The 12611-nt window shown below is 66.5% G+C and carries 12 protein-coding genes; 7 read left to right on the top strand and 5 right to left on the bottom strand.

Features of this window, described 5'->3' with window-relative positions; translation table 11 throughout:
* Positions 1-249: 249 nt before the first annotated feature.
* Entirely contained in the window at positions 250-1482 is a 1233-nt protein-coding gene (locus tag WD430_RS07205; RefSeq protein ID WP_339105340.1) for an MFS transporter, read from the bottom strand.
* Between the two features lie 116 nt (positions 1483-1598).
* Here WD430_RS07205 and WD430_RS07200 point away from each other — a divergent pair, with 116 nt between their 5' ends.
* Together WD430_RS07200 and WD430_RS07195 are read left to right on the top strand one after the other, a co-directional pair.
* The gene (locus WD430_RS07200) at positions 1599-2255 is read left to right on the top strand and encodes a DUF6517 family protein (protein WP_339105339.1); all 657 of its coding nucleotides are present in this window, start codon (positions 1599-1601) and stop codon (positions 2253-2255) included.
* Between the two features lie 128 nt (positions 2256-2383).
* Entirely contained in the window at positions 2384-3064 is a 681-nt protein-coding gene (locus tag WD430_RS07195; RefSeq protein WP_339105338.1) for a methyltransferase domain-containing protein, read from the top strand.
* Between the two features lie 45 nt (positions 3065-3109).
* Here the strand turns inward: WD430_RS07195 and WD430_RS07190 are convergent, their stop codons facing one another.
* Both WD430_RS07190 and WD430_RS07185 read right to left on the bottom strand, forming a co-directional pair.
* Entirely contained in the window at positions 3110-3448 is a 339-nt protein-coding gene (locus WD430_RS07190) for a DsrE family protein (RefSeq protein WP_339105337.1), read from the bottom strand.
* Between the two features lie 104 nt (positions 3449-3552).
* A complete protein-coding gene (locus WD430_RS07185) occupies positions 3553-4368 on the bottom strand; it encodes a hypothetical protein (protein WP_339105336.1) in 816 nt (271 codons plus the stop codon).
* A 146-nt stretch (positions 4369-4514) separates the two neighbouring features.
* On the opposite strand from WD430_RS07185, the gene WD430_RS07180 reads away from it, so the two are divergent.
* From WD430_RS07180 to WD430_RS07165, 4 genes are all read left to right on the top strand, one after another.
* The gene (locus WD430_RS07180) at positions 4515-5843 is read left to right on the top strand and encodes an O-acetylhomoserine aminocarboxypropyltransferase/cysteine synthase family protein (RefSeq protein ID WP_339105335.1); all 1329 of its coding nucleotides are present in this window, start codon (positions 4515-4517) and stop codon (positions 5841-5843) included.
* A 103-nt stretch (positions 5844-5946) separates the two neighbouring features.
* Positions 5947-7548, top strand: a complete 1602-nt coding sequence (locus WD430_RS07175) for a hypothetical protein (protein WP_339105334.1) — start codon at positions 5947-5949, stop codon at positions 7546-7548.
* Between the two features lie 283 nt (positions 7549-7831).
* On the top strand, positions 7832-9043 hold the full coding sequence (metX, locus tag WD430_RS07170; protein ID WP_339105332.1) for a homoserine O-acetyltransferase: 1212 nt from the start codon (positions 7832-7834) through the stop codon (positions 9041-9043).
* Between the two features lie 120 nt (positions 9044-9163).
* Complete coding sequence (locus tag WD430_RS07165; protein WP_339105331.1) at positions 9164-9973, top strand: hypothetical protein; 810 nt, start codon at positions 9164-9166, stop codon at positions 9971-9973.
* A 115-nt stretch (positions 9974-10088) separates the two neighbouring features.
* Here the strand turns inward: WD430_RS07165 and WD430_RS07160 are convergent, their stop codons facing one another.
* Together WD430_RS07160 and serB are read right to left on the bottom strand one after the other, a co-directional pair.
* Positions 10089-10496 carry a hypothetical protein gene (locus tag WD430_RS07160; RefSeq protein ID WP_339105330.1) on the bottom strand — a complete coding sequence of 136 codons (408 nt, stop codon included), beginning with the start codon at positions 10494-10496 and terminating at the stop codon, positions 10089-10091.
* A gap of 218 nt (positions 10497-10714) precedes the next feature.
* Positions 10715-11365, bottom strand: a complete 651-nt coding sequence (gene serB / locus WD430_RS07155; protein WP_339105329.1) for a phosphoserine phosphatase SerB — start codon at positions 11363-11365, stop codon at positions 10715-10717.
* A gap of 218 nt (positions 11366-11583) precedes the next feature.
* Between serB and WD430_RS07150 the strand changes: the two genes are divergently transcribed.
* Complete coding sequence (locus WD430_RS07150; RefSeq protein ID WP_339105328.1) at positions 11584-12486, top strand: DMT family transporter; 903 nt, start codon at positions 11584-11586, stop codon at positions 12484-12486.
* Positions 12487-12611: the final 125 nt, after the last annotated feature.

Here is a 12611-nt window from a genome sequence, read left to right as displayed (position 1 = left end):
TTGAGTACATAAAAATTGATACCCTCTATCGTGACACTGTCATGTGTTCACACACCATTCAGCGTTCTGGTAGGTCCCCAGGATATGATAGTCAGAGAAGCCTCGAGAGCGTCTCAAAGACCATTACAGAGATCGACGATTGCTCGAGCGTGATCGGCCTACGGACCCTCTCGTTCGAGTGTATTATTTCCTTACTGACAGCTGGGTCGAACGAATCGCGCGATCTACCGTGTCTGGTGAGAGAGCGGCTCAGAGGAGTCCACGGTCTTCGGTTGCGAAGCCGTCGCGACCGCCGATCGACAGGCGCAGGAACACCGGTACGGCCAGCAGCGCGATGGCGATCTCGAGGCCGCCGATGGCGAGGAAAGCCAGGCCGTAGCCGTAGTCGCTGGCGACGGTGCCGCCGATCAGGAAGCCGCCGAGGAAGCCGAGGCTGCCGGCGACGTTGAAGCCGGCCATCGCGAGCCCGCGCTCGCTCTCGGCGGCGATGTCGGTGACCAGCGCCATCGTCGCCGGCGAGACCAGCGCGCCGAGGACGCCGACGCCGACCATACCGATCGCCGCGGTCGCGATCGACGGCGCGGCCCCGACCGCGAGGATCCCGACCCCGTAACACACCGAACCGACGACGATCGGTATCGTTCGACCGATCCGGTCCGAGAGCGCCCCCATCGGGTACTGCAACAGCGCGAAGGGGGCGAAAAAGCACGCCAACAGCAGTCCGGTCGCGGCGGGTCCGACGTCGAAGGCGTCCTGGAAGTAGAGCGTGCCGACGAGCGCGAAGAACCCCGCCGTCATTCGGTCGATGAAGCCGAAGGCGAAGGGGATCGACAGCGTCGGTCGCTTCCGAACGCCCTCGAGGAGCGCGCGGGCGGCCCGCCGGCTGTCGGGCGAGCGGTCCGCGACCCGCGTGACCAGGAGGCCGACGACGACGAGCAACCCGGCGGCGCCGAGCAGCGGCGCGAGCGGGTCGACTTCGGAGAGTTGGCCGCCGATCGGTGCGCCGAGCGCGGCGCCGAGGCCGATGGCGATCCCCGCCGCGCCCATGTTCCGCCCGTGGCCCCCCTCGAGGTCCATCAGCATGGTCATCGTCAGCGAGAACGCCCCGATGGTCAGCGACCCCTGAACGAACCGCATGACGAGGACGCCCTCGAACGGGATCGCGCCGATCGCGGGAACGGCGGCGAGGGCGGCGTAGCTGGCGGCGCCGGCGAGCGCGCCGGCGACGATAAAGGGCGTGCGACGCCCCGTGATATCGCTCGCGGCGCCCCAGACGCCCACGAAGGCGACGTAGCCCGCGAACTCGGCGACGAGGAACCACATGCTGGCGTCGAGGGCGGTCGCCGCGAACGCCGACGTCGCCGCGTCGGCTCCCAGCGCGTCGACGAGGGTCGATACGCCCGGATAGAGCAACAGCTGTGAGAACAGCACGGCGAAGACGACGGCCGCGAGCAGAACCCGTTCCCTATCGCTCGAGTGCACGTCTCTCCCTTCTCACTGCTGGCTATCAAGGCCGTCGGTCTCGGCGAACGGTGTCGGGATACGGACTGGCGTATTGAACCGATGTACTTTCGTTCGCTGCCGACCTGTCTTCTCCGATGACTCTCGCGCGCCGCGGACTCCTCGCAGCGGGGGCGACCGCCGGAGCGAGCGCGCTCGCCGGCTGTACGGATTTCGTCGCCGATTCGCTCTCGTCGGACCGGGCGACGGTCGCTCGAGCGGCCCTCGAGGAGACCGGTTACGCCGAACACACCGTCGAGGAGGTCGTCGTCGAACGGACCGTCGGTCGATTCGGCCTCGAGCGGACGATCGAGGCCCGCAACTGGTACGCCGAGTACGACCGCGCGCTCGCGCTGGACGCGCTCGGCCTGGGACGGTTGCAGGCGTCGGTCGTCTCCGTGCTCACGACGCCGCAGGTGTCGGTGCTCGGGAAGACGTTCAATCCCGTCGGCGAGTACTCGACGGACGAACTCGTCGCGCTGATCCAGAACCGATACGACGAACTCGAGGCCGTCGAGCGCGTCGGCGCGGAGTCGGTTTCGATACTGGGAACCGAGACGACGCTGGCTCGCTACCGCGCTCAGGCCCGACTGATCGACGTCGGGACGACTCTCGACGTCTTCCTGCAGGTCAGCGAACCCGTCGCCCACGGGGACGACTTCGCGGTCGGCGTCGCCGTCTTCCCGCAGGTCCGGGGCTTCGAAACCGAATCAGGGAACGTCCGGACGTTGCTCGAGGCCCTCGAGCACGACTGAGCGCTCGACGGGAACGGCGCGGCGACTCGAGGATCGCGCGAACCGATTCGTGTCGCGTTCGAACTGATCGAACCCACAGGATTACGTCGAATTGGACACACGTTCGACGGGATGGAGGGTATTCGTTCGTGACGCCGTCACCACAGGACGACGGAACCGTGAAGGGCCTCGTCCGGCAGCACTGGGACGGTCGCGCAGCGACGTTCGACGAGGAGCCCCAGCACGGAATTCACACCGACGAACAGCGCGATCGCTGGCTCGAGGTTCTGCGCGAGCGGATCGGCGACGAACCGCGTCGCGTCCTCGACGTGGGCTGTGGAACGGGAGTCGTCTCGCTGTTACTGGCGGAACTCGGCCACGCCGTCACGGGCGTCGATTTCGCGCCGGCGATGCTCGAGCGCGCCCGGGAGAAAGCTCGGGAGACGGACCAGTCGATCGGTTTTCACCGCGGAGACGCGGAGGCGCTCCCCGTTCCGGACGACACCGTCGAGCTGGTCACAGCTCGGCACCTCGTCTGGACGCTCCCGAACCCCGAGGCGGCGATTCGAGAGTGGCAGCGCGTCGTCGAGCCGGGCGGCCGGATTCTCCTCATCGAGGGGTACTGGGACCACGACGAACCGTGGGACGAGTACGAAGCGATCCACGACGACCTCCCGCTGTACGACGGCCGCCCGCCGGACGAACTGCGCGAGGTGCTCGCCGGGGAAGGCCTTCGGGACGTCGAACACGAACCGCTAACGGAGCCGACGCTGTGGGGGCGAGAGCCCCGCCACGACTACTATCTGATGGACGCCACCGTTCCCCGGTGACGCTCGGCGCAGCCGAACGACGAGCCGCGAACCGCGCGGCGACGACTACGGGCGAATGTAGGCGTATCCCTCGTCCTGCAGCCGAGTCAGCTCTCCGCCCCCGGAGGGGACGGTCTCGACGCCGTCGACGAGGTCGGACTCCGCGAGGTCCTTCAGATCGAGGGTGTTGCTGCAGGCCTTGACCGCGACGCCCGTCTCGAGCAGTTCCTCGACCGCGTCGCTGCCGTCGCCGCCGATCGTCAGCGGTTCGATGCCGTCGGCCTGTGCGACGACGGCGACGTCGTCGATTTCGACGGAGTCGTCCTCCGTGAGGTTCTTGGCGATGGTGAGCGCGGTCTGCTGCTGTTTCGGGTCGTCGGCGATCAGGTGGAAGACTGTCTGCACGGCCGACGCTCCGTCGCGTGCCCGGGTAGTTGTTAGCCCTGCAAGGATAACGCGGCCGTCACTCGAGCGCTCGCCGCCGGTTCCGTACCGGACCGTCCGCCCAGTCAGTAGACGAGTTCCTCGTCGAGACCGAGTTCCCGCTCCGTCTGCTTCGCCTCCGGACCCGCTTCGACGAGCCTCGGCTCGGCGATCGACTCCGAAAAGCGGTCCGGATCCGGCTCGACGGAGTCGAGCATCGCGGAGAACACCGAGCCGCGCCGGCCGCCCGCCGAGACGATGCCCCCGTACTTGCGCTCCTCGAAGCTCGTCTCAGCGGGGTCGGGGAACTCCTCGCGGATGACCTCCGCCGTTTCCCTGACGTACTCCGCGGCCTGACGCTGCGAGTACAGGCTCTCCTCGTAGTACGTCTCGGCGTGATCGTCCGTCAACTCCTCCGAGGAGTGTTCCGGTGACTCGTAGCGGATCGACTTCGGCGTCGTGTAGCCGCTGGTGAACCGAACGTTCACCGTGAAGCTGTCGGGGTAGCGGAGGATGAGCGGCGAGAAGAGCATGTCCGTCACGGTCGTCCGCTGCTGGATCCGCCACAGCCCCTCGAAGTAGTACGCGGCGATCGCCCCGATCCGATCGTCGCGCTCGCCGCGGTTGTACGCCGTGGCGACCGCTCGGTAGTCGTCACCGGCGATCCGCCGGAGCCGACGCTCGAAGCTCCCCGCGACTCGCTCGAGTTCCCGCTCGTAGGCCTCGAGCAGGGGGACGTCGGGATCGGCGAGCAGGTCCGCCTTGCGCTCGCGAGCCGCGGCGACGTTCATCATGTTCTCGTGGAACAGCCGCTCGGCCTCCTCGTTCGGAAGCGGCGTTCTGACGGCGCGTTGATGCAGAACCCTCGCGTCGCCGTTGAATCGGTCCTGCGTTCCCTTCATGCAGGTCTCTACGCTGCGATGTGGTCTTAAAGAGACCGGCCGAACGAGCGGTGATCGTTCCGTCTGTGTGTGAATACCACTGAATCGGCTGCGGTTTTTGCCGTTACTGAGACGCATATGGCTCTGCAGTAGTATGCATACGAAACATGAGCGACGACGCGAGCGACGGGACCGCCGACGAATCGGAGCGTCCCGAGCGCGGTCTCGGGACACGAAGCGTCCACGCCGGCCAATCGCCCGACCCGGAGACGGGAGCGATGGCCCCGCCGATCTTCCAGACGACCTCCTACGTCTTCGACGACGCCGACACCGCCGCCGACCGCTACGCCCTCGAGGACGACGGCTACATCTACTCGCGCATCGCGAACCCGACCGTCCGCACCCTCGAGAAGCGCCTGGCCTCGCTCGAGGGCGGCGCGGACGCGGTCGCGACGGCAAGCGGGATGGCCGCCCTGGACTCGGCGACGCTGATCCTCGCCGAGGCGGGCGACAACGTGGTCTGCTCGACCGACACCTACGGCGGGACGACCGCCTACTTCTCCAAGACCGCCTCCCGACGGGACATCGAGACGACGTTCGTCCCCACCCTCGAGTACGACGAGTACGACGACGCCATCGACGAGGACACCGCGTTCGTCCACGTCGAGACGATCGGCAACCCCTCGCTCGTGACGCCCGATTTCGAGCGGGTCGCCGAGATCGCCCACGACAACGGCGTGCCGCTCGTCGTGGACAACACCTTCGCGACGCCGGCGCTCTGTCGCCCGCTCGAGCACGGGGCCGACGTCGTCTGGGAGTCGACGACCAAGTGGCTCCACGGTTCGGGCACGACCGTCGGCGGCGTCCTCGTCGACGGCGGGTCGTTCCCGTGGGGCGAGCACGGCTACGACGAGATCGCGGGCCCGAACCACGCCTACCACGACGTCGACTTCTCGCGGGACTTCCCCGAGGCGCCGTTCGCCGCCACCGCGCGCTACCGCTCGCTGCGCAGTCTGGGGAACCAGCAGTCGCCGTTCGACGCGTGGCAGACTCTGCAGGGCCTCGAGTCGATGCCGCTCCGCGTCGAGAAGCACTGCGAGAACGCGCAGGTCGTCGCGGAGTACCTCGCCGACCACGAGGACGTGGCCTGGGTGACCCATCCGGGTCTCGAGACCCACCCGACCCACGACAACGCCCGAACGTACCTCGCGGACTTCGGCGGCATGGTCGCGTTCGGTCTCGAGGGCGGCTTCGAGGCCGGCAAGGCCTTCTGCGAGAACGTCGAGGTGGCCCAGTTCCTCGCCAACATCGGCGACGCGAAGACGCTCGTGATTCACCCCGCGAGCACGACCCACGGCCAGCTGACCCCCGAGGAGCGGGAGGAGGCCGGCGTGACCGACGACCTGATCCGAATGTCCGTCGGGATCGAGGATCCCGAAGATATTCTGGCCGACCTCGAGCAGGCGATCGCGGCAGCTGACGACGCTGCCGAGTGACGTCCGGAAGTTCCGGACCAGTTCTTTTCGGCCGCTAAATCGGATACGATCTGATATCTATCATAGAAAGTTAAATGTGTTTAGAATAAGGTGTTCGATACTAATGATCACCCCGGATCGAGTTCTCCTAGTCACTCGAACCGAACTTCGACGGCGGTTTCGACGCAGAGCAAGCGGGAAACGAGGCTCTCTCGGCCTGCTTCTCGAGACAGTTGCGTGGATCGTGGCCGCGGTATTTTGTTGTCTGACTGCGTATGGAATCGGACGATACGCCGATGCCAGCTCGCTTTCGCTCGTAGACGGAACCCGACAGTTCGTCGGACTCCTCTGGGTGACCGTCTTTCTGTTCGTTTCGCTGTGGGTCGTCCGGACGCCGGATCTGTTTGTCGTAGATACCGGTCTCGTCACTTCGGTACCGTTTTCTGATGCCGTTTTGGGAACGTTCTTCGCACGATCTACCGTCCCGATACTGTCCGTCTTCGTTCCCGCTGCGTCCGGAGCGATCGGGTTCGGATTCGGACTCCGGTCGCTCGTGCTCGTTCCGGCGGCGACGGGAAGCGTTTTGCTGACCGTCGTCTCGAGTGCGCTGTTGGCAATTCTCGTCGCGGGAGCGGTCCGAGCTCTCGTACGAGAATTCGTTCGACCGCATACCAGTTCGAGTGAACTGTCCGTCGTCGCGATGGTGATGCTACTCGTTCTGATCGCATCGGGCGTATCGCAAACGTCCGTCAGCAGAGCAGGTGAACTGGTCGGCGGGTCGCCGCTCGGCTGGTACGCGGACCTATTCTGGCTCTCTCAGGGCGGATCGCTTCGGCGAGCAGTCGCCACTGCAGGAGGAACACTGGCCTTTCTCCCCGTTTTCCTGCTCTCTTTCAGCTGGCTGTCCGCGGTCTCGACGTTCAGAGATACCCCCCGATCCGATTCGGCGACCGGGACGAGTACCGATAGTTCGTCGATCAGGTCGACATCGATTACGACGCCGCTTTCGACGATCCTCGTCACGAAATGGACCCGAGCAATCCGAAGACCACTCAAAATGTGGTACGTACTGTATCCGTTGATGGGGCTCTATTTCCCCGTTAAAACGATCGTCGAAACCGGGTCCGTCCCCTCGTACGTTCCCCTTCTCATCGTCTTATACGGTCCGTGGGCGATGGGCGGTGTGCTGTCGTTGAACGTTCTCGGCGACGAACAGTCTGCACGTCCGCTGACGCTCATCTCGGTTCCCAGGAACCGGCTGGTGTTCACTGCAAACGTGTTGGCAGGGTGTCTTCCTGGCGTTCCGATTTTTCTCTCACTGTTGGTACTCTCCGGCCTCGCCACCGGAACCGGGTTAGCGCAACTTGTCGGGTACGCGCTCCTCTGTATCGGGTTTGGAGTGATGGCAGCGAGCGTCGCTACGGCCTGTGGCCTCCTGTTTCCCAAGTTCGAGGAATCCCACGTCACGCGGAAGACGACAGTGATCGTTCCGTCACCGCTCGCGTTCGTGACGTACGGTCTCGTCTACGTCGCGGTCGCGGTGCCGATCCTCGTCGTGCTCTCGCCGACGCTGCTCGAGGTGCTCGTCGATCTCACTGGTCTCTCCGCTCGTCGACTCGTCGCCCTCGCTTCCGGCTGGGCGTCGTTGTCTGCGATCGCCGCGACGACTGGTTCGGCGTGGTACTCGGTTTCCTTCCTCGAGAACCATACCGTCGATGTTCGATAGCGCGCCGGCGAGACGATGAGCGTGTTCGGCACACGACGCACTGTTTCGGTTCGGCCGTTTCTTCTCTGGCTCAATTCTGGTAGCCCTCAGTCTCCCCATATCGCCGCCCGCTACCCGATCCCTGCAGAAATTACCGTAACTCTCGGTTATACACTCGAGGAAAGCTATGCACCTCACGTATGACTAGCCGGAATCGATCTCTCGACTCTTCCTATCGAGCGACCGTCGCCTCGAGCGGTCGCGACTCTCGACCACGGGGCCCGACGCCGATGGGGTGGTACCGATGACGACCAAGGACACGACCGACCTCGGCGAGTTCCAGTTCCTCTCGGGGGAGACGATTCCGAGCCTCGAGGTGGCCTACGAGACCTACGGCGAGTTCACGGGCGACAACGCGGTGCTGGTCTGTCACGCGCTGACCGGGAGTTCACACGTCGCTCGGCGGCCCGACTCGGGCGGTGACACCGCCGGTCAGGCGCGGGCCTGGTGGGGCGACGTCGTCGGCCCCGGGAAGGCCATCGACACCAGCGAGTACTTCGTGGTCTGTGCGAACGCGCCCGGTTCCTGTTACGGCACGACGGGGCCGGCCAGCGAGAACCCCGAGACGGGCGAGCCCTACGGAACCGACTTCCCGCCCGTAACGGTCGGCGACTGGACGCGCGCCCAGCGGCAGCTGCTGGACGAACTCGGCGTCGGCCGCCTCCACGCCGTCGTCGGGGGCAGCGTCGGCGGCATGAACGTCTTGGACTGGCTCCGCCGCTATCCCGACGACGTCGAGCGGGCGGGCGCCGTCGCCACCGCCGCCCGACTCGATCCGCAGTGTCTCGCGCTCGATACGGTCGCCCGGCGGGCGATCACCAGCGACCCCAACTGGAACGGCGGCCACTACTACGGCGGTCCGGAGCCCACGGACGGGCTCGCACGCGCGCGCCAGATCGGTCACATCATGTACCTCTCGAAACCCTCGATGGCCCGGAAGTTCGGCCGCCGATCGGCGGGCCGCGAGGCCGTCCGCGAGGAGCCGCCGGACCCCGCGGCCGCCTTCTTCCCCTACCGGGAGGTCGAGTCCTATCTGGACTATCAGGCCGACAAGTTCGTCGACCGCTTCGATGCCAACAGCTACCTCTACATGACCCGTGCGATGGACGACTTCGACCTCTCGGCGGGGTACGAGTCCGACGCCGACGCGCTGGCGGCCTTCGAGGGCGAACTCCTCGTCCTCTCGTTTACCGGCGACTGGCACTTCACCGCCGAGCAGGCCGAGGCGCTGGCCGAGGCCGCCCGCGAGGCGGACGTCGACGTCGCTCATCACGTCGTCGAGTCCGACCACGGCCACGACGCCTTCCTCGTCGAACCCGAGAAGGTCGGGCCGCCGCTGTCGGATCTGCTCGAGACCGGTCTCTCCGGTCGGGCGATCACCGACACCGACGCCGCCGACGAACCCGTCGAGTCCGAGTCGTTCGCACCGGTCCACACGAGCCTCTTCTCTGAGTGATACCTTCTCCGGACCCGGTCGATCGACTCGCGAGTACACGCGGCTGAGTGCCACTCGAGACTTCCTCTCTGTAAATACTATGTCGTAACTTATAATGTATCCCTGTTTGATCTGTCATCGATGGCAAACGAGAGTCAACTCGAGTACGAAGACGAACGGACGGACGACCAGCCGGCACAGCGACCGGCAGCCGGACAGCACACCGGGAGCGATCTCCCGATCAAACAGGGGGCGGTGTTCGGGGCGCTCGCGCTGCTCGCCACGTATCTCTCTCACCTCTTCCTGACGGCCATCGCGACGGCTCAGTCCACGCCCGCCGCCCGCACGGTCGGCGCGGAGGGTGACGCCTCGCTCGTGGTCTCGGAGCTGATCGCCTCGTGGAAGGCCGCGGGCTGGAGCTATCTCAGCACGTTCGGGACCGGGTTCGAGGCCGAAGGCGAAATCGCGCGCCTCGGCGGTGTTCCGAACCACGGTGCCGCGTACGTGACCGGTGCGTTCTCGATGTCGACGCTGTTCCTGTTTCTCGTGACGATCGGCGGGATCGCCGCCGCCGGCTACGCGGTCGCCCGACACACGGCGGCCGACGACGCCGTCGAGGCGGCGAAAGCCGGCGTGACCGTCGCCCTCCCGTACTTCGCGTTCGCGCTGCTGGCCGCGCTCGTGACGTCGCACACCTTCTCCGAGGCGCCCGCGATCGAGGCGCTCGTGGGAGGCGAGTTCAGCAGCGGTGCCGTTCCCGGACTCGAAGCCGGTGAGTACCTCGGCTCGGACGGGCACGTGACCTCCGAGGTCGAGTTCGGGCCGTCGGTCACTGACGCGATCCTCTACGCCGGCATCGCCGTGCCGGTCGTCCTCGGTGCGCTCGGCGGCGTCGCCGCCCAGCGAGAGGACGCCCTCGAGAAGCTGATGGCGAAAGTCGACCGGCTGTAGGGTCGGGTCACGGCCGATTTCGGCCGGCGAGGCGCAGTTCGATCGACGCTATTTTCGCTTTCGGACCGCTCGACGCCGAGCTACTCGAACGGAGTCGCGACAACCGAGAAGAGAGTTAGTCCGCGGAGCCGTCGGCCGCCGATCGGTACTGGTGGTCGGCGTCGGCGCCGGACGAGACGAACTGGTCGGCGTCGATCGACGACGAGGAGCCGGTGAGCCAGCGACGGAGATCGCTCGCGAAGAGGACGGGACTCTCGAGCCGGAAGAGTCGACCCGTGATGCTCATGCCGATCGGCGAGCGAACCATCGCGATCAGGGCCCACATCGTTCCGGCCGCGAGCGAGCCGATCGCGGAGAACCCCATCCCGAGCGAGAGGAAGGTCATTCCGTAGACGACGCCGATCACCATCGAGGGGAGACTCGTTCCGAGGGGAACGCGTGCGCTGGCGTCGCGGAGCGTCGGCGCCAGGAAGACGATCGAAAGGCTGCTACCGATCATGAAGATGAAGTCTTGCCACATCATACAACTACTTACTCGCTCATGAGTTAATAACCTTCTCGGTCCGGAAATCGGCTCTTACGCCGGTATTTCACGGTTAGGAGAATTTCAGGCCACTACGTGAAGCCTCAATGATCGATAGTGATGAATTCGCTCGCGTCGGCCGCAATACCTCGGTAGTACGACTCCGTAATGACGCGTAACCGTTCGAACGGTATCGCACGAAGCGGAGAAAAACCCCGTTACTCGTCGGTCTCCGGGAGGACGCCTTCCTCGAGGAGGATCTCGCGGGCGTCGGCCATCGAGGACACGACGACGTCGCAGTGGGGCTCGACGGCCGGCTTCGGCTCGAAGCCGATCGCGAGGCCGGCCACTTTCAGCATCGGCAGGTCGTTGGCGCCGTCGCCGACCGCGACGGTGTCGGCGAGATCGACGCCGACGTCGTCGGCGAGGTCCTCGAGCGCGTCGTCCTTGGTGCCCTCGATGAGCGGTCCCTCGACGGCGCCCGTGAGCTCGTCTCCCTGCATCGGTAGCCGGTTCGAGACGATGTGGTCGACGGAAGCGCCTTCGCGCTCGAGGGCGGCGGCGACGCCGCGTTCGAAGCCGCCGGTGAGGATCGCGGTGGTCACGCCGGCGTCGTTCAACTCGGCGATGAGGTCGGCCGCGCCCTCCCGGAGCTCGACCTGATCGAAGGCGGCATCGGCCTCCGTTTTCGGCAGGCTCTCGAGCAGCGCCGCGCGCTTGCGCAGGCTCTCGGCGTAGTCGATCTCGTCGTTCATCGAGCGCTCGGTGATCTCGGCCATCTCGTCGGCGACGTCGCGGCGGTCGCCCAGCAACACGGTCATCTCGGAGTCCGAAAGCGTCCCGTCGAAGTCGAAAGCGACGACTGTCATCGCCCGCTGATTGTGCGGCCCCGGATAAACCAGTTCAGGTTTCGCGTCGCGCCGGTGGTTCCGGTATCGCGACGATAGACGAGACCGACTGACCCGACTGACGGCGCCCGCTATCGACGCCGAGAGCCGGGGAATCGAACCGCCTCCGCAACGTTGACCCTCCGTCCCCGACGAGGACCGTCGATGAGTGCTCGGACGCGCGGGGGTGAGACGACGCGATGACGGGCGCGGGAACGACGCCGGCGGTCCTCGCGCTCGCCCTCGTGCCGGCGGTCCTCTGGGGATTCACGCCGATCTTCGATAAGCGCGGGATGGCCGCCGGCGGCGGCTCCGTGCAGGCGTCGCTGGTCGTCGCCCTCGTCGACTCGACGATTTACTGGCTGGTCATCGCTGCACTCTACGGCCGCGCGGCGTTTTCGGCCCTGACCCTCGAGACGGCGGCCGTGTTCGCCTTCGCGGGCGTCGTCGGCACTGCCGTCGGCCGGATCGCGATCTTCGTCGGCGTCGACAGGGTGGGGGCGAGCCTCAACAGCGCGATCCTCAGTACCCGCCCGCTGTTCGCGACCCTCATCGCGCTGGTCTGGCTGGACGAACCGCTCGGCCCGGTGACCGGCGTCGGAATCGTCGTTCTCGTGGCCGGTCTCGCCCTGCTGACCGTCTCGAGGGGCGGCGATCTGACCGGCTGGGCGCCCCGGGACCTGTTGTGGCCGATCGCCGCCGCCGCGACCTTCGCCGTCGCGAACGTCGCGCGCCGGTACGGCATGCTCGAGTCCCCGCTGTCGGCGCTCGAGGCGGTAGCGCTCAACGAGACCGCCGGACTGGTCGCGCTGGCGGCCTACGCCGTCGCCGTCGGCGGCCGCGACGCGCTCGAGCGGCCGCGGGAATCGTATCGCTACTTCGCCGGTAGCGGCCTCCTGACCACGGTCGCGATGCTCTCCCTGATGGCCGCACTCGGCCTCGAAGGCGGCCGGATCGCGCTCGTCGATCCGCTGGTCGCGACCGCGCCCTTTTTCACCCTGCTGTTCGCCGCCGTCCTCCTGCGAGACGTCGAGCGGGTGACGAGGGGTGTCGTCGCGGGCGCGGCGCTGATCGTCGCCGGCGCCGTGCTGATCACGCTCTGATCGCGGGCCGGACGGCCGTCGATCGCGAGGCGCCCGACCGGTATCTCGGTCCGATCACGGACGTGACGGGGGTCGCCGACGCCCTCGAGCTCCCCGCCGATACGCCCGACGCCGAGCCGGCGGGG

It is taken from the genome of Haloterrigena sp. KLK7 (genome assembly GCF_037914945.1).
In the GTDB taxonomy this organism is placed as follows: Archaea; Halobacteriota; Halobacteria; order Halobacteriales; family Natrialbaceae; genus Haloterrigena; species Haloterrigena salinisoli.
Note: the sequence above shows the minus strand (reverse complement) of the source record. Positions and strands in the feature narration are given on the sequence as shown.

Coding starts and splice junctions, on each gene's coding strand:
- WD430_RS07165 (WP_339105331.1), top strand. CDS start 9,164: ATGGCAAACGAGAGTCAACTCGAGTACGAAGACGAACGGACGGACGAC.
- WD430_RS07150 (WP_339105328.1), top strand. CDS start 11,584: ATGACGGGCGCGGGAACGACGCCGGCGGTCCTCGCGCTCGCCCTCGTG.
- metX (WP_339105332.1), top strand. CDS start 7,832: ATGACGACCAAGGACACGACCGACCTCGGCGAGTTCCAGTTCCTCTCG.
- serB (WP_339105329.1), bottom strand. CDS start 11,365: ATGACAGTCGTCGCTTTCGACTTCGACGGGACGCTTTCGGACTCCGAG.
- WD430_RS07175 (WP_339105334.1), top strand. CDS start 5,947: ATGATCACCCCGGATCGAGTTCTCCTAGTCACTCGAACCGAACTTCGA.
- WD430_RS07160 (WP_339105330.1), bottom strand. CDS start 10,496: ATGATGTGGCAAGACTTCATCTTCATGATCGGTAGCAGCCTTTCGATC.
- WD430_RS07200 (WP_339105339.1), top strand. CDS start 1,599: ATGACTCTCGCGCGCCGCGGACTCCTCGCAGCGGGGGCGACCGCCGGA.
- WD430_RS07180 (WP_339105335.1), top strand. CDS start 4,515: ATGAGCGACGACGCGAGCGACGGGACCGCCGACGAATCGGAGCGTCCC.
- WD430_RS07185 (WP_339105336.1), bottom strand. CDS start 4,368: ATGAAGGGAACGCAGGACCGATTCAACGGCGACGCGAGGGTTCTGCAT.